Here is a 25,711-nt window from a genome sequence, read left to right as displayed (position 1 = left end):
GGAATTCAATGCATGTAAATCAGAAAAAATGACGCGTTCGTATTGGGTGATTCGGAATTTAGTGCCGGAAAGCGCGAATTGCGAGAGCGCCGCCGGGGCGCGGATCCGCGATATGACACCCGGAGCGGCGTGTCTTCAGTCAGCCGGTGTCGCGCGGTCAAAGAACGTAATGGATCATTCGCGGCGCAATTGAGCCGGTTTTTGAAAAAATCACCAATATTTCATACGCATCGAATTAGAGTGTCGAAAAACGATCGTCCGGGAGCATCATTCATGTTATCGAAACAAATTCGCGCGGCATTGCTTGGATTGTGCATGGCAATGCTGGCGCCGGTCGGTCACGCACAAGCGCAATACACGACGGACTGGCTTGCGAACACGTTCGGCACGCTCGCCGCGCACGTCGGCAACGGTGCGCGCTCGCTGTGGGTCGCGCCCGAGGGCGTGATCTATACGGCGTCGCGCTGGGACGAGAACGCGGGCGGCGTCGCGATCTACCAGAACGGGCAGACGCTCGGCACGATCGGCATCCACGACGAATTCCAGGGTGGCGCGATCACCGGCAACGCGAACTCGCTGTTCGTCGCGCTTGGCTACAACCGCACGTTCGGCAGCGGTTCGGTCGGCCGCTACAACCGCAGCACGAACCAGCGCGACCTGCGCATTCCCGTCAGCACGTGGACGGGCATCCAATACGCGGACGTGATCACGGGCCTCGCGACGACCGGCAACCTGCTGTACGTGAGCGACTTCTACGGCAACCGCGTGCGCGTCTATACGACGGACGGCGTGTGGCAGCGCGACATCGGCGTGTCGGGCCCCGGCGCGCTGGCGCTCGATGCGGCCGGCAACCTGTGGGTCGCGCGCAAGAGCGCGGGCGTCGTCGCGCAGTTCAGCCCGACGGGCACGGCGATGAGCACGATCCAGATGGCGGCCCGCGCGCGGCCGGCGTCGCTGTATTTCGATGCGCCGAGCGGGCAGTTGCTGGTGGGCGACGAAGGCCCCGACATGAACATCAAGATCTACGCGCTCGTGGGTCAGCCCGTGCAGCTCGGCACGTTCGGCGTGCAGGGCGGGTATCTCGACACGACCTCGGGCATCAAGGGGCAGGTCGGCGACAAGCGCTTCACGCGCGTCGCCGGCATCGGCAAGGATGCGGCCGGCAACCTGTACGTGCTGAATAACGCGTGGGGCGGCGGCTGGGATCTCGGGCGCAACGGCAGCACCGATCTTCATTCGTACGGCCCGACGGGCGCGCTGCAATGGAAACTGCAGGCGCTGAACTTCGAAGGTGCCGCCGCGCCGGATCCGGCGACCGACGGCGCATTCTTCTACAGCGGCAACAACGTATACACGGGCACCGCGGGCGGCACGTTCGTCGCGAACACGATCGATCCGTTCAGCTATCCGAAGGACCCGCGCCTCGACATGAACGACTACCAGCGCGGCCAGCATTTCGGCCAGCTCGCGTTGGTGAACGGCACCCGGATGCTCGTCGCGACCGGGCAGAACCCGGGCAACTACAACATCTATCACTTCAACGGCGCGAACGGCTACATCGCGATTCCGGACGGCTCGATTCCCGGCAAGCCGTTCAACACGACGCTGCAGGTCACGGCCGGTTTCGCGCTCGACGACAACGGCGACGTGTGGGCCGGGCTCGATCGCACCAACAACATTTCGCACTATCCGATGACGGGTTTCGACGCGACCGGCAAACCGACGTGGGGCAAGCCGGTGCAGATCCCGATTCCGCGCACCGTGCTGCCGCTCACGCGAATCATCTACCAGGCCGACAGCGACACGATGATCCTCGCGCAAGGCATCGCGGGCACCTGGGACTGGACCGCGATGAACGGGCACATCGAGGTCTATCGCGGCTGGAAGGCCGGCAACATGAGCACGCCGAACGTCGCGATCAACCTGACGAGCGCGAATCCGAAATCGATGGCGGCGGCCGGCCACTACCTGTTCGTCGGCTATGTGCACACGGTGCCGAACGTCGACGTGTTCGACCTCAACACCGGCAGCCTCGTGACCACGCTGACGAACTCGAACACGTCGGCGATGGACGTCGGCAACGACGTCGACTCGATGTACGGCATCCGCGCGTATCTGCGCTCGACCGGCGAATACGTGATCACGAAGGACAACTACAACGGGTCGAGCGTCGTCGTGTATCGCTGGCGTCCGTGATCGCGCATGCCGCACCGTTCGGACCAGCCAGGTCTCACGGCGCGCCGAGCACGCGGCCGTTCACCTCGCGCCCGTACATCGAGTCGGGCGTGTCGTGGAATTTCGCGCGGGTGTCCTGGACCGAGCCGGTGAAACGCGGGTCCTGCGGGCGCTCGTGACTGTCCATGAAGGTCGCGACGTCCCACGCTTCCTGATCGGTCAGCGTGCCGCCGAGCCCGAGCGGCATGTTGGCCTTCACGAAGCCGGCCGCGTTGCGGATGTCGCCCATCCCCGCGCCCCAGTTGAACGAGCGCGCGCCCCAGAGCGCCGGAAAGACCGGCTTGCCGCCGCTCGATTGCCCCTGGCCGTCCGCGCCGTGACACAGCGCGCAGTGCTGCGTGTAGACGGCGGCGCCACGTGCGTAGTCGGCCTTCTGCGCGGGCGGCGGCAGTTTCGGAAAGCCTTGCCCCGGCAGCTTCGCGCCGACCGGCGCACCCTTCGCGAGCCAGTACGAATAGGTTTCGAGCGCAACGAGGATCGGGTCGCCGGCGGGCGGCGCCTTGCCGTTCATGCTGTAGCGAAAGCATCCCTGCAGGCGTTCGGCGAACGTGTTCACATGGCCGTTCTTGATCCGGTAGGCCGGGTACAGCGGGTACGCGGCCCACATCGGGCTCGAATCCGGACGGCGGCCCGCGTCGAGGTGGCAGCTCGCGCAGGTCAGCTTGTTGCCGACGTACTTGCCCGCGTATTCGGGCGTGTGCAGGAAAATCTGCTCGCCGAGCTTCACGGTCTTGCCGAAGTCGTCGGCGGGGATCGCGGATTCGGGCGGCGGCGTGAACGGCTTCGCCGTCGTCGCGGCGGGCAGGGCGACCGCCGCAGGAGCGGAAGCGGTGGCCGGTGCATCCTGTGGCGCGGCCGCGCAAGCGAGCGCGGGCATCCAGGCCGCGCCGAGCAGCGCGGCGCGCGCGCCGCGGATCAACGTCGTGCGGTCGATCATTGCTTTTCTCCGTTCGCGGCACCGCCGCGCGCATAGTACGCAGCCACCGCGTCGACATCGGCGTCGGACAGCTTGCCGGCGATCGTCGGCATCAGCGCCATCGGGCCGGGCGCCCGCGTGCCGTGCTTCCAGCCGTTCAACTGGCCCGCGATGTATGCGGCCGGCTGGCCGGCGAGCGGCGGAAACGCGGCGCCGACGCCGAGGCCGCCCGCGCCGTGGCATTGCGCGCACGCGGGCAGGCCCTGCGACCAGCGTCCGCGCGTCGCGAGCCATGCGCCGGTGTTCGCCGGGTCGATCGACGTGGCGTCGGAAGCGGCAATCGCGGGCGGCGCGGGCAGGCTCGCGAAGTACGCGGAGACCGCGTCGCGATCGTGCGCCGACAGCAGTTTCGCGAGCGGCTGCATGACCGGGTTCTGGCGGCTGCCGTCCGCGAACGCGGCGAGTTGCGCGGCAAGATAGGCGGCGTTCGTGCCCGCGAGACGCGGAAAGCCGGCGGCGGCGTTGCCTTCGCCCTGCGCGCCGTGGCAGCCGATGCATGCGGCCGCGCCCGTCGTCGTGCCCTGGGTGGCGATGGTCTTGCCGAGTGCGATGTCGTCCGCGTGGGCATGGCCGGCGAGCAGTGCCGCCGCGGCGAGCAGCAACCGCGCGGACCGGCGCCGCGGGATGTCGACCGAATCGTTCACGTGTCCCCTCCTTGATGTCTGTCTTATGGCGTGGCCCGGCGTGCACACTCGCGCGGTCAGCCCGCGTCGGGCCCGTCTTGCCGTGGCGCGAGATTCGGCGTCGGTGCCGTCGCGTCGTATTGCCCGAAGCCGTAGCGCGCGAATATCCGGAACGCTTCCGGCGACCGGATGAACGCGAGCCACGCGCGTGCGGCTTCCGGATGCGGTGCGTGCTTCACCATCGCGCCCGCATAGATCGCCGTCGTATTGTGCGCGGCCGGAATGTCGATGTGCATCAGCGGATGCCCGACCTGTTCCTGGAATGCCGCTTCCGATTGCCACAGCACGCCGGCGTCGGCACGCCCCTGCATCAGGAACAGCGCGGTTTCCCGATGATGGATGTGCGTGAGCTCGGTCGTGCCGGCGCGCACCTTGTCGTCGTAGACGATGCGCGCGAGCGCATCGCCGCCGGCCTTCACGAGCGATGCGCGGATCTGCCGCGCGACGCCTTCGAATGCCGGGTTCGGCATCGCGAGCGTCACGTCGGGCCGCGCAAGATCGTTCAGCGACGTAATGCGCTTCGGGTTGCCGGCGCGCACCATGATCGTCAACTGGTTCGTTACGTAGGGCACGGCCGGGCCTTCGAGCGTGCCGTCCGCGATCAGCTCGCGGATCTTGCCGAGCCCGGCGAAATACGCATCGGGCTTGACCGTCCACGTCATGTTGCCGACGGTGATCGTGCCGCCCGCGTGAATCTGCTTCACGAGCAGGCCGGGCGGGATGGTTTCCCAGTAGATGCGGCCGCGGTATTCGGGATGGTCGGTCTCGAACTTCGCGACGAGCGGTGCCATCGCGAAGAAGTAGTTGCCGCCGACGTACAGCACCAGCTTCGGCGCGGTGAGGTCGCCGTGGAAATCGGCGAGCACGTCGACCTGCGGCACCGTGAATTCGAGGCCGCGGTTCGTCGCGTCGTTGTTGCGGCCGTCCTGCCACGGCGGAAAGATGCTGCGCGACGTGTCGGCCGGTGCGGCGAGCGACAGCATCGACGTGCAGCAAAGCGCGGCCAGCGCGGCATGCAGCGCCGGGCGCCACCGGCGTCGCAACGGAGAACGCGTGCGGAGCGATGTCATCGGGCGCCTCACTTCGCGTAAGTGAAACCGGCGTGCTGCAGTTCGGGCAGCGTGCCGACCGCGCCCGGCGTGACGATCGCCGACGGAATCACGTGGTTGGTGAGATCGGCGGCGAGGGCGTCGAGCGGCAGCTTGTCGGGATTCGCGTTCGCGCCGTCGAGCCGTTCCGCGAGTTCCCAGATCGCGTTGTGGCACGACAGGAACACGACGCCGCGCTGCAGCAGCGCGGCGATGCTGTTGTCGTGCGACGAGAATGCGCCGTCGGCCCGTTCATGGTCGGCGGCGTCTTTCGATTGCGCCGGTTTCGCGGCAAGCAGCGTGTTGGTCGCGAACGCTGCGCCGGCGAATTTCGCGAGGCCGTATTTGTCCCACGCGGCCTGGTCGAACAGCGCGAGATGCGCGGCGCCATGCGTGGCCGATACGACGAGGAAGTCCGGATGACCGAACGCCCAGATCTGCGCGTTCAGCGCGTTGCGCATCAGGTTCAGCCATGGGCCGCCGAGCTCGGTGTTGTCCCACACCTGCTTCGGGCCGCCGCGATAGCCGATCACTTCCATGAGCGCCGCATGATCCCATTGATCGGGGCGCTCGATGATCATCGGCACCGTCTTGAAGTCGCGTCGTCTCGGTATGGCCGCGAGACGGCGGGTGAGGTCGGCGAGGCGCGTCGCGCCGCCGGCCAGCAGCGCGCCGGATTCGGGTGTCGCCGCCTGCGCGACGCGCGAGGCGCCGAGCAGCGCGGTGCCGGCCGCGAGGCCGAGTGTCTTGAGCGCGCCGCGGCGCGCATCCCGGTCGGACATCGAACTCTCCCATATCGTTTTTGTGGGGGCGTGGCGCATCGCAGTGTCGCGGCGATGCGTCGCCATCGCGTAGCCAGTCTAGAGGCGCGCGATCGACAGCGGAAATCGCGATATCGGATGGGAGATATTCGAGGGTCCGATGATTGACGGAAACGACAAGGCCGCGCGGCGCCGACGTGTGCGGCATCGCGCGGCCTTCGTCAGCCGAGAAAGGTCAGTGCGCGGCGCGTTCGCGCAGCACTTCCGACGGCCGCACGTTGCGCACGAACACGCCGGCCAGCACCGCGCCTGCCAGTGCGATCGCGCCGGCCAGCACGAACGCGGACGCGAACGAGCCGCTGCGCTCGACGATGAAGCCGGTCACGGCCGGCCCGATCACGCCGGAGAGGCTGCCCATGCAATGCAGGAAGCCGCTGACGCCGCCGACGCGCGCCGGATGCACGACGTCCTGCACGATCGCCCAGTAGATCGCGCCCGTCACGTACAGGAAGAACAGCGATACCGACATCAGTGCGACCGCGCCTTGCGTCGACTGCACGGCGCCCGCGACGGCCACGCACGCGCCGGCGCCGAGCAGGCAGGTGACGAGCACGATGCGGCGCGACAGCAGGAGGTTGCCGGTGAGCCGGTACAGCGCATCCGAGATCGCGCCGCCGCACGCGAGGCCGACGGTGCCGACGAGCCAGGGCACGACGGTGGCGATGCTCATCTCCTTGATGTTCAGATGGTGCGCGCGCACGAGGTAGCTCGGGAACCAGCTCAGGAAGAAGAACAACACGTAGTTGTAGCTGAAGAACGCGGCGGCCGTCGCGAGGATGCGCGGCTGGCGCACATAGTGCGACAGCGTGTGCGCGGGCGTTGCCGTGCCGGCGGCGGCAGGGGCGTGGGCGGGCGTTGCGGCAAGCGTTGCCGCGGGCGCACGCTCGGCATCGCCGACCGGCGTGGCCGGACGGTCCGTCGTCGACATCATCCACACGACGACCCACACGAGCCCGATCGCACACACGATCCAGAACGCCGGTCGCCAGCCGAACTGCGCGGCCAGCAGCCCGACGATCGGCCCGGCGATCGCGCCGCCGAGCGGCGAGCCGGCACTGAGCAGGCCCATCGCGGTCGCGGCGGCGTCGCGCGGCAGCCAGTTGTTGACCATCTTGTTGGCCGCCGAGCACAGCGGCCCTTCGGCCATGCCGAACAGCAGCCGCACGATCAGCAGGCTCACGAAGCCGACGGTGAGCGCGGTCATTCCGCAGAACACCGACCACAGCCCGACCGACAGCACGTACACGAGCTTCGGCCCGAGCCGGTCGGACGCAAGCCCGCCGATGAAATTGAACAGCGCGTAGCCGATGAAGAACGTGCTGAACACGAGGCCCATCTGTGCGGCGTCGATGCCGAGATCGGTCTGCACGATCGGCGCGACGATCGACAGCGCGACGCGGTCGAGATAGTTGATGCCGTACACCAGGAACAGCAGGAATACCGTGAACCATGCCTGCGACTTCTGCTTCATCTCCGTCTCCTTCGTGCCGGTGGGCCGGCCGTCATGTGTTGTCTTGTCGATCGTTTGCCGCGTCGTCGTGGACCTCGGCGGGCAGGGTATTGCGCGGTTCGCGTCGATTGCCGCGAACCGGGTAAACGGTCGTTCAGCGCGCGTGCAATGGCGCGAGCAGCGCATCGGTGCCGCCCGCGCGCAGCGTCGACAGGTGCGCGCCGACGCGCGCGATCAACGCCTCGGGCCACGCGGCCGAGCCTGCCTGCGCGGTGCTGCCGAGTGCGGCCCGAACCGCGCCGGTCGCATCGCCGGCCGCGGACAACGTCGCGCCGAGCGTGGCCGCGCCCGGATCGCTGATCGTGAGCGGTCGGCCCGATTCGTCATGCGCGGTGGCGAGGTAGTGCAGCCACAGCGCGAGCGCGCGTTCCAGATACGGTCGCTCGGCACCGGCCGCCGCGCTTTCGCCGAGCGCCGGCAGCCAGCGCAGCGGCACCTTCTGCGTGCCGTCCATCGCGATCTGTTCGGTTCGATGCGCGAGCGTCGGATTGCGGAAGCGCTGCACGAGCGTCGCGCAATAGCCGTGCGCGTCGTATCCGGCCGGCACGTCGACGGTCGCGAGCAGGTCGCGCGTCATCACGCCGTCGACGAGTGCCGCGATCGCCGGATCGGCCATCGCATCGGACACGGTCGCACGGCCGCGCAATTGCCCCGCGTACGCGATCGCCGAATGCGAGCCGTTCAGCAGCCGCAGCTTCATCGTCTCGTAGGGCCGCACGTCGCCGACGATGTGTGCGCCGGCATCTTCCCAGCGCGGGCGCGGGCCGGCGAAGTGATCCTCGATCACCCATTGCGAGAACGGCTCGCAGACGATCGCGGCCGCGTCGCGCGCGCCGAGATGGGCATGCGCCCAGTCGAGCGATTCGGGCGTCGCGGCCGGCACGATCCGGTCGACCATGCTGTTCGGGAACGCGACGTCGTCGCGGATGCGCCGCGCGAGCGCGCCGTCGATGCGTTCCGCGTAGTCGATCATCAGCGCGCGCAGCGTGTCACCGTTCGACGTCATGTTGTCGCAGCTGACGACGCTCAGAGGCGCATGGGCCGGCCGCAGCCGCAGGCCGGCCGCGATCACGCCGAGCGCGGTGCGCGGCGCGTCGGGTGTCGCGAGATCGTGGCGGATCGCGGGATCGTCGGCATCGAGACCGCCACTGGGGCGGCGGCAATAACCTTTCTCGGTGACGGTCAGGCTGACGATCGACACGGCCGGATCGGCGATCAGCGCCAGCAGCGCCGGCAGCGATTCGGGTGCGAACAGCGCGCCGTGCACCGCGCCGACGATGCGCGTGCGCGCGCCTTGGCCGTCGCGTTCGGTCACCGTGTACAGGTGATCCTGCGCGGCGAGCAGGTCGACGGTATGACGCCGCCGCAGTTCGACGCCGACGATGCCCCAGCGCAGGTCGCCCTGTTCGAGCACCGTATCCGTATGCAGCGCCTGATGCGCGCGATGGAACGCGCCGAGGCCAAGATGGACGATGCCCGTGCGGACCGCCTGCCGGTCATAACCGGGGCGGCGCGTGCCTGGCGGCGCGGTGCGCAGGAAATCGGGGGCTGATGACATGACGATTGGCAACGAGTTGTACCATGGTAGACGATAGAGTGCGTGCAGGTTATTTCGAGTTTCACCGCGAAGTTATCGGTGTAAACGCTAGATCGTCTGAATTCGATTGCTTATGTACCATGGTAGACATCGATATCAAGTCGGATCAATCGCAACCATGAGCGAAACGGCAGCACTGGAAGAAGCAGACGTCGTGGTCACGGCGTTGCAGGGGTTCTCGCTGGACGAGAGCCGGTCGTATACGGATCAGGTGCATGCGCTGCTGCGCCACGCGATCGTGCGCGGCGCGTTGCCGCCGCGCACCGCGCTGTCGGAGGCGGTGATCTCCACGACGATCAAGGTCAGCCGCACGCCGGTGCGCGAAGCGTTCGCGCAGCTCGCCGATGAGCGGCTCGTGCAGATCATCCGGAAGGTCGGCACGCTGGTCGCGCCGATTCCTGTGTCGATCCTCGAGGAAGGGCGCTTCGCGCGCAGCACGCTCGAATGCGCGAACCACGTCGAGCTCGCACAGAAGATCACGCCGGCGCAGCTCGCGGAACTGTCGCGGATCATCGATGCGCAGCGCGAGGCCGTGGCGGCCGGCGATGTCGAAGCGTTCTTCGATCTCGACGAGGCGATGCACGGCCGGATGTTCGCGTTCGCGGGCCGGCCGCACGTGTGGGAAATGCTGCAGCCGATGAAGCGCCAGTTCGACCGCGTGCGCTGGCTGCTGCTCGACCGCGTCGAGGATCACGCGCGCCGCGCGCTGCAGGAACACGAACAGATCCTCGCGCACATCGCGTCGCGCAACATGGCGCTGCTCGGCGCATCGGTCGCGGCGCACGTCGACCGGATCGGCTCGCACCTGCCCGACGTGCGCAGCCGCGCGCCGCATTACTTTGTCGACTGAAACGCCCGCTGGAGGAGCGCAGTGAAAATCGAACGCTTGCAGATCATCGTCACGTGTCCGGGCCGCAATTTCGTGACGGTGAAGATCGTGACCGACGAAGGCGTATACGGCCTCGGCGACGCGACGCTCAACGGGCGCGAGCTCGCGGTGCGCGCGTACCTGGAAGACCACGTGTTCCCGTGCCTCGTCGGCCGCGACCCGCGCAATATCGAAGACATCTGGCAATACCTGTATCGCGGCGCGTACTGGCGGCGCGGGCCCGTGACGATGACGGCGATCGCCGCGATCGACATGGCGCTGTGGGACATCCTCGGCAAACTCGCGGGCATGCCCGTCTACCAGTTGCTCGGCGGAAAGAGCCGCGACGGCCTGATGGTGTACGGCCACGCGAACGGGCGCGATCACGAGGAAGCGGTCGACGCGGTGCGCGCACACATCGAGGCCGGCTATCGCGCGATCCGCGTGCAGTCGGGCGTGCCGGGGCTCGACAAGGTGTACGGCGTCGGCAAGACGGCCGGCGCGTACGAGCCCGCCGAGAAAGGGCTGCCGCCCGAGGAACCGTGGGACACCGCGCTCTACCTGCGCCACACGCCCGAGTTGTTCCGCAAGGTGCGCGACGCGGTCGGAGATGCGCCGCACCTGCTGCACGACGCGCATCACCGGCTCACACCGATCGAGGCCGCGCGGCTCGGCCGCGATCTCGAGCCGCATCGCTTGTTCTGGCTCGAGGACGCGACGCCCGCGGAGAACCAGGACGCGTTCCGCCTGATCCGCCAGCACACGACGACACCGCTCGCGGTCGGCGAGGTATTCAACTCGATCTGGGATTGCAAGGACCTGATCCGCGACCAGCTGATCGACTACATTCGCGCGACCATCGTGCACGCGGGCGGCATCACGCACGTGCGGCGCATTGCCGATTACGCGGCGATGTACCAGGTGCGCACCGGCTTCCACGGCGCGACCGACCTGTCGCCCGTGTGCATGGCGGCGGCCGTGAACTTCGGGTTGTGGGCGCCGAACTTCGGCATCCAGGAACTGATGCCGCACAGCGCGCTGACCGATGAAGTGTTTCCGCACAGCTACCGCTTCGAGGACGGCTATCTCGTGATGGACGACGTGCCGGGTCTCGGCGTCGACATCGACGAGACGCTGGCCGCGAAATATCCGTATGAGCGTGCGTACCTGCCGGTTGCCCGGCTGCGCGACGGTTCGATGTGGAACTGGTGAGCGCCGAAGATCCGAGGGAGAGAACTGAAATGTTGAGCGTCGTTGTCGATCGTCCGAACAGCATGGCCGTGCGCGAGGTGCCGCTGCCCGCGCCCGCCGCCGGCGAAGTGCGCGTGAAGGTGCGCTATGCGGGCATCTGCGGGTCGGACCTGCACATCTTTCACGGCAAGAATCCGTTCGTGTCGTACCCGCGCATCATTGGCCACGAGTTCGTCGGCACGATCGAATCGGTCGGCGCGGGCGTCGACGCCGCGCGGCTCGGCGAGACGATCGCGGTCGATCCGGTGATCAGCTGCGGGCATTGCCATGCGTGCACGATCGGCCGGCGCAACGTCTGCCGGCACCTGACCGTGCTCGGTGTGCATCGCGACGGCGGCTTCAGCCAGTACACGTGCGTGCCGGCCGACAATGCGTACCGGATTCCGGACGCGATCGCCGACACCTGCGCGGCGATCGTCGAGCCGTTCGCGGTGGCCGCAAACGCGACGTCGCGCACCGGCGTGCTGCCGGGCGATGTCGCGCTGATCTACGGCGCCGGCACCGTCGGCCTGACGATCCTGCAGGTGCTCAAGCGCGTGTACGGCATTCGTGCGTTCATCACCGACCAGCTCGACGCGCGGCTGCAGCTCGCGCGCAAATGCGGCGCGGCGGAGGACGAGATCATCAACACGAGCGTCGAGTCGCTGCCCGACGCGCTGGAAAAGCGCGGCGTCGACGGCGGCCCGACGCTGATCTTCGATGCGGTCTGCCATCCGTCGATTCTCGAGGAGGCCGTGCGGATCGCCGCGCCGGCCGGCCGGATCGGCGTGCTCGGATTTTCGTCGGAGCCGTCGGCGATCGTGCAGGCGGAGCTGACGAAGAAGGAGCTGACGCTTGCGGCGTCGCGGCTGAACTGCGCGATGTTCCCGCAGGTGATCGACTGGATTGCCCGCGGGTTGATCCAGCCGGAGCACATCGTCACGCACAAGGTGGGTTTTCGCGACGTGGCGCAGGCGTTCGAGATGGCCGAGCGCAATCCCGAGAAAAGCTGCAAGATCCTGCTCGATTTCGCGGGCGGCTGATACCGCCTCGCATAGCCGGTCAGGGCGCGTTGTAGCCGCGAGCCAGGCCGCGGCCGTCCGCACGAAGGTGCGTCAGAACGACACCGTCGTCGTCAGCGTGACGAGCCGCGGCTCGCCGACGGCGACGATCAGATTGCTGTTGCTCGACGGATAGTAGGTCTTGTCGAGCAGGTTCTTCACGTTGAGCTGGATGCGTGTCGGGAACTTGCCGATCGTCGTTTCATAGGCCGCGAATGCGTCGACGGTCACGTAGCCGGGCAGCGTGAAGCTGTTCGCGGTGTCGCCGGGCCGTGCGCCGACGAGCCGCGCGCCGCCGCCGAAGCGCCAGCGTCCGGGCAGGTTCGCGATCGCCGTGTCGTACACCGCGAACAGGCTGCCGGTGTGGCGCGCGACGTTGACGAGCGGCGTGTTGCTGTCGCGGTCGTTCGCGTTCGTGTACGCGTAGCTGCCGATCAGGCTCAGATGGCGCGTGAGCTGCCCCGCGACGTCGAGTTCGATCCCGCGCGAGCGCGCGGTGCCGATCGTCGACGTGATGTCGCCGACCGTGACCGCGACGTTGCGCTTGTCGATCTGGTAGGCCGCGAGCGTGCCGGTGATGCCGGGTTTCAGGCTGAACTTCAGGCCGGCTTCCAGCACGCGGCCGAATTCCGGCGCGAGCGGTGCGGCCACGTTCGACGCGACGTTCGGCTTGAACGAGCGGCTCACGTTCGCATAGGCGGTCAGCGACGGCGTGAGCGCATAGGCGAGCCCGAACTGCGGCAGCCACACGTTGCCGTGCGAGCGGTCGGCGAACACGAACGGCCGCCCCATCCCCGATTCCTGCTGCCAGTCCTCCCAGCGCAGCCCGCCGACCGCGGTGAGCCGGTCGGTGATCTTTACGGAGTCCTGTACGATCATCGAGTACGTGTGCACCTTCGAAAGCGAATCGCTCTGCTTCGTGCTGATCGTGCCGCCGGGCGCGAGCAGGCCGTAGACGGGATCGTAGAGATTGAAGCCCTTGGTCGCGGCGCCGCGGATCGTGTCGCCGCGGAAGCTGCGCTGGCGCTCGTATTCGCCGCCGATGTAAAGCGCGTGGTTCATCCCCGCGAGCGTCAGGTTGCCGAGCAGGCCGAGCGTCGCGATCTGATCGGAGTCGTTGCGCCCGAGGTTCGCGTCGGACGTGCGCGACAGCGCGCCGGTCGTGGCGTTGAAGGCGGTCGCGCGGGTGATGTATTGATCGTAGCGGTCGCGGCCCCAGCCGTAGGTCGCGCGCACGCGCCATGCGTCGGAGAGGCGGTGCTCGATGCGCGCGCGCAGCGTTTCCTGGATCCCGCCGCTTTGCGCCCACGCTTCCTCGTAGCGGCGATAGCGCAGCGCATCGTCGGGGCGGCCGTTCACGAGCACGGTGCCGCGATCGAACGGCATCGTGTAGTCGACATACTGGTAGCTGACGTCGATCGACGTGTTCGCGTCGTGCCATGAAAGCGCGGGCGCGATCAGCGCGTTGCGTTCGCGGCCGAAGCTGCGCCAGTAGCGGCTCGTATCGTATTCGCCGGTGAGCCGGAACGCGAGCGTGCCGCCCGCGACCTGGCCCGGCTTGCCGAGCGGACCGGTCAGGTCGAACTGAGCGCTGCTGCCGCCGTGGCTCGTGCGCGAGGCCGAGATCGAGCCGCCGAACGTTTCTTCCGGCTTGCGCGTGACGAGGTTGATCACGCCGCCCGGGTCCTGCATCCCGTACAGCAGCGAAGCGGGGCCCTTCAGCACTTCGACGCGGTCGATCGTCGCGAGATAGCTGTGCAGCACCGGTGTGCGCACGCCGTCGACGAGCACGGAGCCGTCGTTGTTCGAACCAAAGCCGCGCTTGATGAACGCGTCGCGCGTGCCGCCGAGCGTGTTGGTCTGCGTCACGCCGCTGATGTTGCCGAGCACGTCGTCGAGCGAGCGCGCCTGCTGGTCCTGCATCACGCTGCTGCTGACCACGGCGACCGATTGCGGAATGTCCTTGAGCGGACGATCGTCGCCGCCGGCGACGCTGCTGGTGCGCGGCTGGTAGCCGACGGTCGGATCGGCGGCCGCCGATGCGCTGACGCTGATCGTCGGCAGTTCGCGTTCGGGCGGCGCGGGCGTCGACGACGGCGAGGACGTGACCGCCGAAGCCGTGGCGGCAGGGTCGGCATCCGCATGCGCGCCGCTTGCGACGCAAAGAGTGATCAGGGCAGGCAGGCTCGCGCGCCACGGACGCAAGGTCCGCGCGCGGCGGGGCAATCGACGGGATGGCATGAATCGATGAATGGACGGCGTGCTAAGGAGAAGGCGCGGGCCGCGGCGCTTCACTGATTCGCCGCGGCAGGACGCGCATGATATACGTAATGAGAATCGTTTGCAATTATGGCGAGGCCGATACGGACCGGCCATCGCGATTACCGGGCCGCAGGCCGTCTGCTGCCGTAGCGGCAAAAATTCCTGTCACGTCGCGCTCGACGCGCGGTGTCCGGCAATCAGAACTTCTGCTGGATGCCGGCCATCACGCCGAGCTGATTCATCCCGGTGCCGACCGTCCCGCCGGCGGCGACCGCGTTCGCGGCCAGCGTGCTGTTGAACATGTAGCCCACCGACGTATAGACGGTCGTCCGCTTCGACAGGAAATAGTTCGCTCGGCCGACGAGGAGCGTGGCGTTCGTGCCGCTTTCGCCGTTTTCCCGGCGTTGCAGGTAGCGCACGCCCTGCAGGTCGAGCGCGAGGTAAGGTGTCGCGTAGTACGTGCCGCCGGCGAACACGATGTCGGCCTGCAGGTGTGCGGCCGCCGCGAGATTGCGGCGGATCCAGCCCGCGCCGAGTTTCGCGGGGCCGATCTTCACGTAGCCGGCGACGATGTCGCGCGTGTCGGTGTACGCCGGATTGTTCAGCGGCGCGAGCGCGCCGCCGCCGCCGCGCATCACGTCGTGCGACGCGGCGAGCCCGAAATTGCTCGCGTCATAGGCGAGCATTGCCGTGTATTGGCGGCAGGCGACGATGTCGCCGGGCACTTGTCCCGCGCAGCCCGTCGCGGACGGTCCCGCCGGCCCGGCCGCGTCGCGGCCGAAGCTGTAGGTCGCGCCGAGCGTCACGCCGTGGAACGTGCCCTTGTAGCCGATCGCGTTGTCGCTGCGCGCGTTCGGCAGATACGAGTCGAAATCGGCCATCGAATGAATCGACGGACCGATCACGTCGGCATTGGTCAGCACGATCATCGACATGTTCATCTGTCGGCCGAGGGTCAGCGCGCCGAAGGGGCTGTTCACGCCCACGTTCGCTTGCCGCCCGAACAGACGCCCGCCGTAGTTCAGCGCACCGGTGCCGGGCTGGAAGCCGTTTTCGAGCACGAAGAAGGCCTGATAGCCGCCACCGAGATCCTCCGTGCCGCGCAGGCCCCAGCGTGACGGCACCTCGCCGGTCAGCGTCGGCATGCCGGTGAACGATCCGCCACGCGCGGCATTGTTGTAGTAGGACACGCCGGTATCGATGATCCCGTACAGCGTGACGCTGCTTTGCGCACAGGCCGGTCCGGCCAGCGCCATCGCCGTCGCGAATGCGACGCCCAGTTTCGTTTTCATGGCTGTCTCCAAACAGTATGTAGATCTACTTATCGATTTTTCTAATGCCCCGGACATGTCCGGGATGCCGACGGGTATCGGCAGGGCCGCGTGCGTCGCGCGTTACGAGATCGCCGGGTCGCGCTGCCGCTGCGGCGCCGCGACACGCGCGCCTGCCACGGCGACGGCGATCGCCGCGCCGGCCATCGGCACGAGGAACGCCAGATAGAGATGGGGCACGGACCAGCCGTCGTCGAGCAGCGCGCCGACCGTCATCGGCGACAGGATCGCGCCGAGGCGGCCGATGCCGACCGCGAGACCGATGCCGGTCGTGCGGATCTCGGCGGGGTAGGGTGTCGGCGACAACGCATACATGCCGGCCACGCACGCATTGATCACGGCGCCGAGGAACACCGCGACGGTCATCCCGATGTCGAGCGAGCCGGTGTTCGCGCCGAACACGACCATCAGCGCGCCGCCGAGCAGCAGCGTCGCGCCCAGCAGGTTGCGCAGGCCGAACCGGGTCGACAGCAGGCTGAAGAGCGACGCGCCCGCGATGCCGCCGAGGTTGAGCAGCACGCCGCCGGTCACGCCCTGCGATGCCGACAGTCCGGCCTGGACCAGCAGCTTCGGCGTCCAGCTCACGACGAAATAAAAGCTGCCCATCACGAGAAAGAACGCGATCCAGAGCGCGATCGTGCGGCGCGCGAGCGGTGCGCGCAGCACGGCCGTCCAGCTCGACGCGGGGCCCGTCGTGTCGATGGACGCCGTCACGGCCGGCAGCGCGTCGATGGGCGCGCGCTTCATTCTCGCGAGGATGCGGTTGATTTTCTGCAGCGCGTCGTCCGGCCGCCGTGCCAGCAGGAAGTCGAGCGATTCCGGCAGCAGTGCGAGCACCATCGGGATCGCCATCAAGGTCAGGATGCCGCCGAACGCGAACACGCTGCGCCATCCCCACGTCGACAGCAGGTAGCCGGCGATGACCCCGCCGGCGGTGGCGCCGATCGCGTAGCCGGTCGACTGCATGCCGATCGCGGCGCTGCGCCATTTGTTCGATGCGTATTCGCCGCTGATGACGGTCAGGCTCGCGAGCATGCCGCCGATGCCGAGCCCTGTGTAGGCCCGTGCGATCGCGAGTTGCAGCGTGCTGTGCGTGGCCGCGCAGGCGAGCATCCCGGTCGAGATCACGGCGAGGCAGAGCAGGATGATGCGGCGGCGGCCGACGCGGTCGGCCAGCGGAGCAATCAGCACCGAGCCGATGCCCATGCCGGCGAGCCCCGCGCTCAGCAGCAGGCCGATTTCCTTGCCGCTCAGTTTCCACTCGGCGGCCAGATGCGGCGCGGCAAATGCGATGGCCAGCACGTCGAAGCCGTCGAGCATGTTCAGCACGACGCAGGCCGTGACCGCCATCGTCTGGAACGCGCTCATCGGGGATGCGTCGATCGTATTGCGGATATTTGCACTCACGTCAAAGACCCTTCATAAAAATAGTATGACTAATCGAATGGGAAAAACAGAAGCCGGCTGCAGCAAGCGTGGCGAACGCGAATGCATGTGCCGGCGGCCAACCGCGGGGATGCCTGCAGCCACAAGCAGGCGTCGTTCGCGCGCCGGCGCGACGGTTACACGGGTTCGGGTTGCTGCAGCAGTCGCTCGATCACGCGCCGCGCGCGATTGGGGCCCGCGTCGACGTGAATGTCGATCTGGCGGCTGCCCGGAAACCGAAGTTGGTTCCGGTATTGCGCTTCGATCACGGTCTTGTCCTCGTCGAACGTCGCCGCCGATTGCTCGATGACCGTTTGCGCGACGCGTTCGACGTCGTGTTGCGGATTGGTCGCGATGGTCCAGAAATAGTGCGTCGTGGTGTCCGTCTCCGGCGTGATGCCGTGGAAGCCGCGCATGTGAAAGCCGCCGCGTGCGGGATCGAGCAGGTCGCCGGTGCCGGCGTCCATCGCGCCGGTCCAGATCCGGATATGCGACACGTGGAATTCGATTTCCTGCCAGCGATCGACCCGGCCCGCGAACGGCCACGCGGCCGTGTACGTTGGCGGCGGGTCGGAATCCGGCATCCGGCGCGCGAGCGTCACCGTGTCGCCGTCGCTGCTGACGCGGGTTTCCGCGCCCATGTGCAGCGGCGCGTTGCCGCCGATCGTTTTCAGATGGACATAGCCGAGGTGGCTCAGGTCCATCAGGTTGTCGTGAATCAGCTGATACGGCGCGTCGTAATGGTAGTTGCCGCCGCCGAACCGATATTGCGGATCCGTGTGGAACGCATAGCGCGGCGGCGCGCAGGTCGGTTGAGCATGCGCGTCGGCGCCGATCCAGATCCACACGATCGCATCCTGTTCCCGCACCGGATACGACGACACACACGCCTTTGCCGGAATCCGGTCCTGCCCGGGAATCTCCACGCAGGTGCCGTTGCGGTCGAACAGCAGGCCGTGATAGCCGCAGCGCAGGCCGCGCGCTTCGAGCGAGCCGCACGACAGCGGCAGCGACTTGTGGCAGCAGCGATCCTCCAGCGCGCCGACTTCCCCGGACGGCATCCGGAACAGCACGACCGGGCGGCCGAGCAGCGTGCGGGCGACGGGTTTGTCCGTCAGTTCGGAAGACAGCGCGGCGACCCACCATCGGTCGACCGGGAACTTAGTAGTATTGATCGGTGGCCGGGCATGTTGCGCCATTGATCGTCTCCAGTATTGTGATTGGCCGCCGCGTGTCGGGCGGTCCGTCTACAGATCTACAGGTCGAGTACCAGCAGATCGCTTCGCGATCGCGAGCAGCACGGCATGAACTGGTCGCCGGCCGCCTGTTCCGCTTCCGTCAGATACGAATCGCGATGATCGGGCTCGCCTTCGAGCACGCGCGTCACGCAGGTGCCGCAGACGCCTTGCTCGCACGACGTGAGCACGTCGATGCCGTTGGCCGCCAGCGCGGCGATGACCGTGCATTCGGCCGGCACGTCGATCACCTTGCCGCTGCTCGCGATGCGGACCTGGAACGCGCGATCCGCGCCGGACGATGCAACCGCGCCGCCGAAGAACTCGTAATGCAGCCGCTCGTCGGCCCAGTTGCGCTCGCGTGCGGCGTTCAGCACCGCCTCCATGAAGCCGCGCGGGCCGCATACGTACAGGTGGGTGCCGTCAGGCGCCGCGGCGAGCACGGCGGGCAGGTCGAGGCGTTGCGCGGGGTGGCCGTCGTCGACGTGGAAGCGGGCGCGGTCGCGGAACCCGGCTGCGTCGATCCGCTCGACGAAGGCCATGCGATCGGTCGAACGCGCGCAGTAGTGCATGTCGAAGGGCGTGCCGGACGAGAACAGCCGTTCCGCCATGCAGAGAATCGGCGTGACGCCGATCCCGCCCGCGATCAACAGGTGGTGCGGGGCGTCGGGCGCGAGCGGAAATTGATTGCGCGGCATGCCGATCCGTACGGTATCGCCTTGCCGGACTTCGTCGTGAATCGCGCGCGACCCGCCGCGGCCCTCGGCATCGCGCAGCACCGCGATCTGGTAGCGATCGCCGAGTTCGGGGTGGTTGCAGAGCGAGTACTGGCGCACGAGCCCGCCCGGCAAATACACGTCGATATGCGCGCCGGCGTCGAAGCGCGGCAAGGGCGACCCGTCATCGCTGACGAATTCGAAACCGCAGATGTCGCGCGCTTCCTGCCACTTGCGGGCCACCCGGACCGTCAGCGTCGCGGCGCTCATGACGCCTCCTTGATCTGCGCGACCGGAATCACGGGCCGCTGCGGGCTCGACGCGTTTTCGTCGGCGAGCAGCCGCTCGATCACCTTGCGCGACAGCACGCCGCCGGCGTCGATGTTGAGCTTGAGCAGCTTGCGGTCCGGCCACTGCTCGAGATTGAGTTGCTGGCGCTCGAGCATGTCGAGATCCTCGGCGAAGATCTTGCCCTGGCCTTCGCGGATCTCGGCGGTCAACGCGTGATCGTCGGGCCGGAAGTTGCGCGCCATCCCCCAGAAATACCAGATCGAGGTGTCCGTCTCCGGCGTGATGAAGTCGACCACGATCGACGACGCCTTCAGCTCGGCCGGCGCGTCGTAACCGCCGTGGCCCGCGTGCGCGACGCCCACTTCGATCATCACGTGGCTCGGCGGCGTGAAGCGGCAGATCTGCCAGCGGTCGACCGGCACGTCGTCGGCCAGCCCGTTGCCGCGCAGCGCCATCCGCCAGAACGGCGGCGGCATCACGTTCTCCATGAAGCGGCTCGTGACGACTTCGTCACCGTTGGCGGTCGTCTTCGGCGGCGCTTCGTCGATCTCCTTCTGGCCGATGCTCGTCGCATGCACGTAGGTCTCGTGCGTGAGGTCCATCAGGTTGTCGATCATCAGCCGGTAGTCGCAACGGATGTGATACAGGCCGCCGCCGTGTGCCCAGGCCGGATCTTCGGCCCACTGGAGCGCGGGCAGCTTGTCGGGATCGGCTGCGGACGCGTCGCCGGGCCACACCCAGACGAATCCATACCGCTCGACCGTCGGAAAGCTGCGGATCGGCGGAAAGCCGCCGACGCGCTGGCCCGGCATGCCGGCCGTCTTGCCGTTGCAGCCCATTTCCAGCCCGTGATAGCCGCACACGAGCACGCCGTCGCGCACGAATCCCAGCGACAGCGGCGCGCCGCGGTGCGGGCAGAAGTCCTCGAGCGCGGCGACCCGGCCGTCCGCCGCGCGGTAGAACACCATGGACTCATTGCAAATCTTGCGGCCGAGCGGCTTGCCGTCGATGTCATCGGGCGTGCACGCCACATACCAAGCGTTCTTGAGAAACACGTTCTTCGTCTCCTTCAGGGCGGTGCCGCCGGTGCGCGGCAATTCTTCATTCCGTGTACTGAATGAGATTCAGTGTACTCATCGAGATTGGCCAGGGCAAGGCGAGCGGTATACTGGTTTTCCCGGGAAATGGCGCGACGCAGCGCCATGCCGTCGGCGCACGCAACGGCGTGCGCCGCCTATGTCATCGACTCATTCATGGAAAAAACGAATCCCGCCGACGCGCCGGCTTTCCCGCTCGACCTGTACGACGAACCCGGGCATCTGATCCGGCGCGCGCACCAGATCGCGGTTGCGATGTTCTACGAGAAGCTGGGCCGGGACGTGACGCCGGTGCAGTACGCGGTCCTGCGGATGCTTTATGAGTGTCCGGGGCTCGATCAGGTCACGCTCGCGCAGCGGGTGGCGCTCGACACGTCGACGACCGCGGATCTCGCGGTCCGGCTCGAAGCGAAAGGATTGATCGTCCGCGAAGTGTTGCCGCGGCGTCAGCGGCGCTTGCTGCTGACGCCCGCGGGCGTCGAACTGCTCACGCACCTGATTCCGTCGGTGCAGGAGCTGCGCGCCGGCCTGTTCGACGGCATGGGGGAGGACGATTCGCGGGAACTGATGCGCCTGTTGCGCAAGTTCGTTCACTTGAACAACGAGCAGAGCCGTGCGCCGCTGCGGGTCGGCGAGGAGTCGTAGCGATTGAATGCCCCGCGACGGGGGGGCGATGCGGCAACGCGGCGGCAGGCCGCTCAGCGCCGCCCCCTCGGTGTCACGGGCGTGACGCTTCCCCTTCCAGCCGCCGGACCGCTTCCGCGACTTCGTTCCTGAAGCGCACCAGCGCCGCCTGCTCCGGCGCGGGCGGCTGCACGGCCGCCCACAGCATGTCGATGAGCTGCGTGGCCGTCGTTTCCGTATCGAGCTTGCGGTGCCCGAGGATCGCATCCCACAGCACGTGCTCGATCGGCCCGAACACCATCGAGCGCAGCAGGCTCAGCGGCATGTCGCTGCGCACCTGCCCGGCCGCCTGGCCGCGCGCGAGCACGTCCATCAGCGGCGCCGTGTAGCGGCGCTGCAGCGCGGTGAGCTCGTCGCTCAACGCATGCTGCTTCGCCCGCCCCTCCGACAGCACCAGCGCGCACAGCCCCGTGCCGTTCACGAGCATCAGCCGCAGGTGCGTGCGCACGATGAACGCGAACTGCTGCTGCACCGACGCTTCCTGCGGCATCCCGACTTCGAACGCGGCAATGATTTCGTCATACCAGTCGGCGATCACGCGCGCGCACAGCTCGCGCTTGCCGCGGAAGTAGCTGAACACCGTCGCCTCCGATACGCCGACGCGCTGCGCGATCTCGGCGGCCGTCGCATGCTCGTAACCCTTTTCGGCGAACACTTCACGACCGGCGCGCAGGATGTCCTGCACGCGTTGCTGGGACTTGCGCCCGGCGGGTGCGCGCGACGGCTCGGGGCGGTCGGCTTTGGCGGTGGCGGTCATGGTGTCGGCGGTAGCGGCTGTCATGCCGCCATGATATCTGAGTGTCACTCAAAAAACTATTGACGGCAAGCTGGACGAGGCGCGAAACTGTGCAAAATTTACGCTGCATTGGCTTAATGAATCGACGCATTGATCCGATTTGAGCGAAACTCAGAAATCGGCGCGTGCGACCCACTTTCTGGAGACGGAGGAGACATGATCAACCTGCCCGGTGTGCAATTCATGCTCGGTGAAGACATCGAGATGCTGCGCGACGCCGTCGCGACGTTCGCGGCAAAGGAAATCACGCCGCGCGCGGCGGAAGTCGACCGCACCGACCAGTTTCCGATGGATCTGTGGAAGAAGTTCGGCGATCTCGGCGTGCTCGGCATGACGGTGGCCGAGGAATACGGCGGCGCGAACATGGGCTACACCGCGCACATGGTCGCGATGGAAGAGATCTCGCGCGCATCGGCGTCGATCGGCCTGTCGTACGGCGCGCACTCGAACCTGTGCGTGAACCAGATCCACCGCAACGGCACCGACGCGCAGAAGCAGAAATATCTGCCGAAGCTCGTGTCGGGCGAACACATCGGCGCGCTCGCGATGAGCGAGCCGAACGCGGGCTCCGACGTCGTCAGCATGAAGCTGCGCGCGGACAAGCGCGGCGACCGCTACGTGCTCAACGGCACGAAGATGTGGATCACCAACGGCCCCGACTGCGACACGCTCGTTGTCTACGCGAAGACGGACATCGACGCCGGCCCGCGCGGCATCACCGCGTTCATCGTCGAGAAGGGGATGAAGGGCTTCTCGGTCGCGCAGAAGCTCGACAAGCTCGGCATGCGCGGGTCGCACACGGGCGAGCTCGTGTTCCAGGACGTCGAGGTGCCGGAAGAGAACATCCTCGGCCAGCTCAACGGCGGCGTGAAGGTGCTGATGAGCGGCCTCGACTACGAACGCGCGGTGCTGTCGGGCGGCCCGACGGGCATCATGGCCGCGTGTCTCGACGCGGTGGTGCCGTATATCCACGACCGCAAGCAGTTCGGCCAGTCGATCGGCGAATTCCAGCTGATCCAGGGCAAGGTCGCCGACATGTACACCACGTTCCAGGCGTGCCGCGCGTACCTGTACGCGGTCGGCCGCCATCTCGATTCGGCCGGCAGCGACCACATTCGCCAGGTGCGCAAGGACTGCGCGGGCGTGATCCTCTACACGGCCGAGAAGGCGACGTGGATGGCCGGCGAGGCGATCCAGATCCTCGGCGGCAACGGCTACATCAACGAATATCCGGTCGGCCGTCTGTGGCGAGATGCGAAGCTGTACGAGATCGGCGCCGGCACGAGCGAGATCCGCCGCATGCTGATCGGCCGCGAGCTGTTCGCGGAAACGATGTAACGCCCCACGTCACGCGAACGGAGCCCCGTCGATGCCGATCATCGAATCGAAACTGAACCCGCGTTCGGAAGACTTCCGCGCGAACGCCGCGGCGCTGGAGGCGGTCGTCGCCGACCTGCGCGCGAAGATCGAACAGCTCGCGCAAGGCGGCGGCCAGGCCGCGCGCGACAAGCACCTGTCGCGCGGCAAGCTGCTGCCGCGCGACCGCATCGCGCAGCTGCTCGATCCGGGTGCGCCGTTCCTCGAGCTGTCGCAGCTCGCGGCGAACGGCATGTACAACGACGACGCGCCGGGCGCGGGCGTGATCACCGGGATCGGCCGGATCGCGGGCCGCGAGTGCGTGATCGTATGCAACGACGCGACGGTCAAGGGCGGCACCTACTACCCGATGACCGTGAAGAAGCACGTGCGCGCGCAGGAAATCGCCGCGGAAAACCGGCTGCCGTGCGTGTACCTCGTCGATTCGGGCGGCGCGAACCTGCCGAACCAGGACGACGTGTTTCCCGATCGCGACCACTTCGGGCGCATCTTCTTCAACCAGGCCACGATGTCCGCCGCGGGAATCGCGCAGATCGCGGTCGTGATGGGCTCGTGCACGGCGGGCGGTGCGTATGTGCCGGCGATGAGCGACGAGTCGATCATCGTGAAGAACCAGGGCACGATTTTCCTCGGCGGCCCGCCGCTCGTGAAGGCCGCGACCGGCGAGGAAGTGAGCGCCGAGGATCTCGGCGGCGGCGACGTGCACACGCGCCTGTCGGGCGTGGCCGACCATCTCGCGCAGAACGACGCGCATGCGCTGTCGATCGCGCGCAGCATCGTCGGTCATCTCGCGCCGAAGATCGCGTCGCCGGTGGCGGTGCGCGAGCCGAAGCCGCCGCGCTACGACGCGAAGAGCCTGTACGGCGTGATTCCGGTCGACACGCGCAAGCCGTTCGACGTGCGCGAGGTGATCGCGCGCATCGTCGACGATTCGGAGTTCGATGAATTCAAGGCACGCTTCGGCACGACGCTCGTCACGGGCTTCGCGCACATCTGGGGCCATCCGGTCGGGATCGTCGCGAACAACGGCATCCTGTTCTCCGAATCGGCCGTGAAGGGCGCGCATTTCATCGAGCTGTGCTGCCAGCGCAAGATTCCGCTCGTGTTCCTGCAGAACATCACGGGCTTCATGGTCGGCCGCAAGTACGAGAACGAAGGCATCGCGCGCCATGGCGCGAAGATGGTGACGGCCGTGTCGAACGCGAAGGTGCCGAAGTTCACGGTGATCATCGGCGGCTCGTTCGGAGCCGGCAACTACGGGATGTGCGGCCGCGCGTTCGGCCCGCGTTTCCTGTGGATGTGGCCGAATGCGCGGATCTCGGTGATGGGCGGCGAGCAGGCCGCTTCGGTGCTCGCGACCGTGCGCCGCGACGGCATCGAGGCGAAGGGCGGCACGTGGTCGGCCGAGGACGAGGATGCCTTCAAGCAGCCGATCCGCGACCAATACGAGCGCCAGGGGCATCCGTATTACGCGAGCGCGCGGCTGTGGGACGACGGCGTGATCGACCCCGCGCAGACGCGCGACGTGCTGGGTCTCGGCCTCGCCGCGTCGATGAACGCGCCGATCGACGACACGCGCTTCGGCGTGTTCCGCATGTAACGGCCGGGAGGGCTGACCGATGCGATACGAAACGATCAAGGTAAGCGAAGCCGGCCGCGTGGCGACCGTCACGCTCGCGCGGCCCGACGTGCGCAACGCGTTCAACGAGACGACGATCGCCGAGCTGACCACCGCGTTCGAGTGGCTCGATGCACACGCCGGCGTGCGCGCGGTCGTGCTCGCGGCGGAAGGCGCCGCGTTCTGCGCGGGCGCGGACCTGAACTGGATGAAGAAGATGGCCGGTTACTCGGACGACGAGAACCGCGCCGACGCGCGCAAGCTCGCGCGGATGCTCGAGGCGATCCATCGCTGCGGCAAGCCGGTGATCGCGCGCGTGCACGGCGACGCGTATGCGGGCGGCGTGGGCCTCGTCGCGGCGGCCGACATCGCGATCGCCGCCGACGGCGCGAAGTTCTGCCTGTCCGAAGCGCGGCTCGGGCTGATTCCGGCAACGATCGCGCCGTACGTCGTGCGCGCGATGGGCGAGCGCGCGGCGCGTCGCTACTTCACGACGGCCGAAGTGTTCGACAGCGCGCGCGCCGCGTCGCTCGGCTTCATTCACGATGCCGTGCCGGCCGAGGCGCTCGACGAAACGGTCGCGAAGCTGGCCGCGACGCTCGCCGCGAACGGCCCCGACGCGGTGCGGGCATGCAAGCGGCTCGTCGCCGACGTGGCCGGCCGGCCGCTCGACGCGACGCTGATCGAGCAGACCGCCGACTGGATCGCGCGGACCCGCGCCGGCGCGGAAGCGCGCGAAGGGATCGCGTCCTTCCTCGAGAAACGCACGCCCTCGTGGCGTGAATGACGGCGTGCCCCTAACTTTCCGGA

The 25,711-nt window shown here is 67.6% G+C and carries 21 protein-coding genes; 8 read left to right on the top strand and 13 right to left on the bottom strand.

Features of this window, described 5'->3' with window-relative positions:
• Positions 1-273 precede the first annotated feature (273 nt).
• Positions 274-2,196, top strand: coding sequence for an SMP-30/gluconolactonase/LRE family protein (locus ACV22V_RS28020; protein ID WP_448016121.1), 1,923 nt, complete (start codon positions 274-276; stop codon positions 2,194-2,196).
• Positions 2,197-2,230: 34 nt separating this feature from the next.
• Here ACV22V_RS28020 and ACV22V_RS28015 read toward each other — a convergent pair whose 3' ends face one another.
• The 6 genes from ACV22V_RS28015 to ACV22V_RS27990 all read right to left on the bottom strand — a co-directional run bounded on the left by ACV22V_RS28015 (position 2,231) and on the right by ACV22V_RS27990 (position 8,871).
• Entirely contained in the window at positions 2,231-3,172 is a 942-nt protein-coding gene (locus ACV22V_RS28015) for a c-type cytochrome (protein ID WP_448016120.1), read from the bottom strand.
• Positions 3,169-3,855 carry a c-type cytochrome gene (locus tag ACV22V_RS28010; protein ID WP_448016119.1) on the bottom strand — a complete coding sequence of 229 codons (687 nt, stop codon included), beginning with the start codon at positions 3,853-3,855 and terminating at the stop codon, positions 3,169-3,171. The genes ACV22V_RS28015 and ACV22V_RS28010 overlap by 4 nt, the downstream gene beginning before the upstream one ends.
• A gap of 56 nt (positions 3,856-3,911) precedes the next feature.
• Positions 3,912-4,964 (bottom strand): molybdate ABC transporter substrate-binding protein, encoded by a 1,053-nt coding sequence (locus ACV22V_RS28005; protein WP_448016118.1) that lies wholly within the window; start codon positions 4,962-4,964, stop codon positions 3,912-3,914.
• A gap of 8 nt (positions 4,965-4,972) precedes the next feature.
• Positions 4,973-5,764: a thiosulfate dehydrogenase gene (gene tetH, locus ACV22V_RS28000; protein WP_448016117.1), complete on the bottom strand. Its 792-nt coding sequence runs from the start codon at positions 5,762-5,764 to the stop codon at positions 4,973-4,975.
• A gap of 214 nt (positions 5,765-5,978) precedes the next feature.
• Positions 5,979-7,274 carry an MFS transporter gene (locus tag ACV22V_RS27995; RefSeq protein WP_059532534.1) on the bottom strand — a complete coding sequence of 432 codons (1,296 nt, stop codon included), beginning with the start codon at positions 7,272-7,274 and terminating at the stop codon, positions 5,979-5,981.
• Between the two features lie 133 nt (positions 7,275-7,407).
• On the bottom strand, positions 7,408-8,871 hold the full coding sequence (locus ACV22V_RS27990; RefSeq protein ID WP_448016116.1) for a mannitol dehydrogenase family protein: 1,464 nt from the start codon (positions 8,869-8,871) through the stop codon (positions 7,408-7,410).
• 157 nt (positions 8,872-9,028) lie between these two features.
• Here ACV22V_RS27990 and ACV22V_RS27985 point away from each other — a divergent pair, with 157 nt between their 5' ends.
• The 3 genes from ACV22V_RS27985 to ACV22V_RS27975 are packed head-to-tail and all read left to right on the top strand — an operon-like array spanning position 9,029 to position 12,051.
• On the top strand, positions 9,029-9,760 hold the full coding sequence (locus ACV22V_RS27985) for a GntR family transcriptional regulator (protein WP_059532528.1): 732 nt from the start codon (positions 9,029-9,031) through the stop codon (positions 9,758-9,760).
• A 21-nt stretch (positions 9,761-9,781) separates the two neighbouring features.
• The gene (gene manD / locus ACV22V_RS27980; protein ID WP_448016115.1) at positions 9,782-10,990 is read left to right on the top strand and encodes a D-mannonate dehydratase ManD; all 1,209 of its coding nucleotides are present in this window, start codon (positions 9,782-9,784) and stop codon (positions 10,988-10,990) included.
• Positions 10,991-11,019: 29 nt separating this feature from the next.
• Entirely contained in the window at positions 11,020-12,051 is a 1,032-nt protein-coding gene (locus ACV22V_RS27975) for a Zn-dependent oxidoreductase (protein WP_448016114.1), read from the top strand.
• A 72-nt stretch (positions 12,052-12,123) separates the two neighbouring features.
• Here the strand turns inward: ACV22V_RS27975 and ACV22V_RS27970 are convergent, their stop codons facing one another.
• From ACV22V_RS27970 to ACV22V_RS27945, 6 genes are all read right to left on the bottom strand, one after another.
• A complete protein-coding gene (locus ACV22V_RS27970) occupies positions 12,124-14,310 on the bottom strand; it encodes a TonB-dependent siderophore receptor (protein WP_448016113.1) in 2,187 nt (728 codons plus the stop codon).
• A gap of 218 nt (positions 14,311-14,528) precedes the next feature.
• Complete coding sequence (locus ACV22V_RS27965; RefSeq protein WP_059691611.1) at positions 14,529-15,623, bottom strand: porin; 1,095 nt, start codon at positions 15,621-15,623, stop codon at positions 14,529-14,531.
• A 102-nt stretch (positions 15,624-15,725) separates the two neighbouring features.
• Entirely contained in the window at positions 15,726-17,069 is a 1,344-nt protein-coding gene (locus ACV22V_RS27960; protein WP_448016112.1) for an MFS transporter, read from the bottom strand.
• A gap of 155 nt (positions 17,070-17,224) precedes the next feature.
• Positions 17,225-18,286 carry a Rieske 2Fe-2S domain-containing protein gene (locus ACV22V_RS27955; protein WP_448016111.1) on the bottom strand — a complete coding sequence of 354 codons (1,062 nt, stop codon included), beginning with the start codon at positions 18,284-18,286 and terminating at the stop codon, positions 17,225-17,227.
• Positions 18,287-18,342: 56 nt separating this feature from the next.
• Entirely contained in the window at positions 18,343-19,308 is a 966-nt protein-coding gene (locus ACV22V_RS27950) for a PDR/VanB family oxidoreductase (RefSeq protein WP_448016110.1), read from the bottom strand.
• The gene (locus ACV22V_RS27945) at positions 19,305-20,384 is read right to left on the bottom strand and encodes an aromatic ring-hydroxylating oxygenase subunit alpha (RefSeq protein WP_059691645.1); all 1,080 of its coding nucleotides are present in this window, start codon (positions 20,382-20,384) and stop codon (positions 19,305-19,307) included. Before ACV22V_RS27945 ends, ACV22V_RS27950 begins: the two co-directional genes overlap by 4 nt.
• Positions 20,385-20,582: 198 nt before the next feature.
• Between ACV22V_RS27945 and ACV22V_RS27940 the strand changes: the two genes are divergently transcribed.
• Positions 20,583-21,071 (top strand): MarR family winged helix-turn-helix transcriptional regulator, encoded by a 489-nt coding sequence (locus tag ACV22V_RS27940; RefSeq protein WP_059532660.1) that lies wholly within the window; start codon positions 20,583-20,585, stop codon positions 21,069-21,071.
• A gap of 73 nt (positions 21,072-21,144) precedes the next feature.
• Here ACV22V_RS27940 and ACV22V_RS27935 read toward each other — a convergent pair whose 3' ends face one another.
• Positions 21,145-21,891 carry a TetR/AcrR family transcriptional regulator gene (locus tag ACV22V_RS27935; RefSeq protein WP_448016109.1) on the bottom strand — a complete coding sequence of 249 codons (747 nt, stop codon included), beginning with the start codon at positions 21,889-21,891 and terminating at the stop codon, positions 21,145-21,147.
• Positions 21,892-22,062: 171 nt separating this feature from the next.
• On the opposite strand from ACV22V_RS27935, the gene ACV22V_RS27930 reads away from it, so the two are divergent.
• The 3 genes from ACV22V_RS27930 to ACV22V_RS27920 are packed head-to-tail and all read left to right on the top strand — an operon-like array spanning position 22,063 to position 25,688.
• Positions 22,063-23,244 carry an isovaleryl-CoA dehydrogenase gene (locus tag ACV22V_RS27930; protein WP_059532493.1) on the top strand — a complete coding sequence of 394 codons (1,182 nt, stop codon included), beginning with the start codon at positions 22,063-22,065 and terminating at the stop codon, positions 23,242-23,244.
• Positions 23,245-23,275: 31 nt separating this feature from the next.
• Positions 23,276-24,883, top strand: coding sequence for a carboxyl transferase domain-containing protein (locus ACV22V_RS27925; RefSeq protein ID WP_059532490.1), 1,608 nt, complete (start codon positions 23,276-23,278; stop codon positions 24,881-24,883).
• 19 nt (positions 24,884-24,902) lie between these two features.
• Positions 24,903-25,688, top strand: coding sequence for an enoyl-CoA hydratase/isomerase family protein (locus ACV22V_RS27920; RefSeq protein WP_448016108.1), 786 nt, complete (start codon positions 24,903-24,905; stop codon positions 25,686-25,688).
• Positions 25,689-25,711 lie beyond the last annotated feature (23 nt).

It is taken from the genome of Burkholderia sp. AW33-5, assembly GCF_053427615.1.
This window is presented reverse-complemented; position numbering and strand designations above follow the sequence as displayed.

What these genes read in the sequence shown, in the direction of transcription:
- ACV22V_RS27925 (WP_059532490.1), top strand. Translation starts at nt 23,276, where the DNA reads ATGCCGATCATCGAATCGAAACTGAACCCGCGTTCGGAAGACTTCCGC.
- ACV22V_RS27930 (WP_059532493.1), top strand. Translation starts at nt 22,063, where the DNA reads ATGATCAACCTGCCCGGTGTGCAATTCATGCTCGGTGAAGACATCGAG.
- ACV22V_RS27955 (WP_448016111.1), bottom strand. Translation starts at nt 18,286, where the DNA reads ATGGCGCAACATGCCCGGCCACCGATCAATACTACTAAGTTCCCGGTC.
- ACV22V_RS27935 (WP_448016109.1), bottom strand. Translation starts at nt 21,891, where the DNA reads ATGACAGCCGCTACCGCCGACACCATGACCGCCACCGCCAAAGCCGAC.
- ACV22V_RS28020 (WP_448016121.1), top strand. Translation starts at nt 274, where the DNA reads ATGTTATCGAAACAAATTCGCGCGGCATTGCTTGGATTGTGCATGGCA.
- ACV22V_RS27940 (WP_059532660.1), top strand. Translation starts at nt 20,583, where the DNA reads ATGGAAAAAACGAATCCCGCCGACGCGCCGGCTTTCCCGCTCGACCTG.
- ACV22V_RS27985 (WP_059532528.1), top strand. Translation starts at nt 9,029, where the DNA reads ATGAGCGAAACGGCAGCACTGGAAGAAGCAGACGTCGTGGTCACGGCG.
- tetH (WP_448016117.1), bottom strand. Translation starts at nt 5,764, where the DNA reads ATGTCCGACCGGGATGCGCGCCGCGGCGCGCTCAAGACACTCGGCCTC.
- ACV22V_RS27995 (WP_059532534.1), bottom strand. Translation starts at nt 7,274, where the DNA reads ATGAAGCAGAAGTCGCAGGCATGGTTCACGGTATTCCTGCTGTTCCTG.
- ACV22V_RS27920 (WP_448016108.1), top strand. Translation starts at nt 24,903, where the DNA reads ATGCGATACGAAACGATCAAGGTAAGCGAAGCCGGCCGCGTGGCGACC.
- ACV22V_RS27970 (WP_448016113.1), bottom strand. Translation starts at nt 14,310, where the DNA reads ATGCCATCCCGTCGATTGCCCCGCCGCGCGCGGACCTTGCGTCCGTGG.
- ACV22V_RS27975 (WP_448016114.1), top strand. Translation starts at nt 11,020, where the DNA reads ATGTTGAGCGTCGTTGTCGATCGTCCGAACAGCATGGCCGTGCGCGAG.
- ACV22V_RS27965 (WP_059691611.1), bottom strand. Translation starts at nt 15,623, where the DNA reads ATGAAAACGAAACTGGGCGTCGCATTCGCGACGGCGATGGCGCTGGCC.
- ACV22V_RS28015 (WP_448016120.1), bottom strand. Translation starts at nt 3,172, where the DNA reads ATGATCGACCGCACGACGTTGATCCGCGGCGCGCGCGCCGCGCTGCTC.
- ACV22V_RS27990 (WP_448016116.1), bottom strand. Translation starts at nt 8,871, where the DNA reads ATGTCATCAGCCCCCGATTTCCTGCGCACCGCGCCGCCAGGCACGCGC.
- ACV22V_RS28005 (WP_448016118.1), bottom strand. Translation starts at nt 4,964, where the DNA reads ATGACATCGCTCCGCACGCGTTCTCCGTTGCGACGCCGGTGGCGCCCG.
- ACV22V_RS27950 (WP_448016110.1), bottom strand. Translation starts at nt 19,308, where the DNA reads ATGAGCGCCGCGACGCTGACGGTCCGGGTGGCCCGCAAGTGGCAGGAA.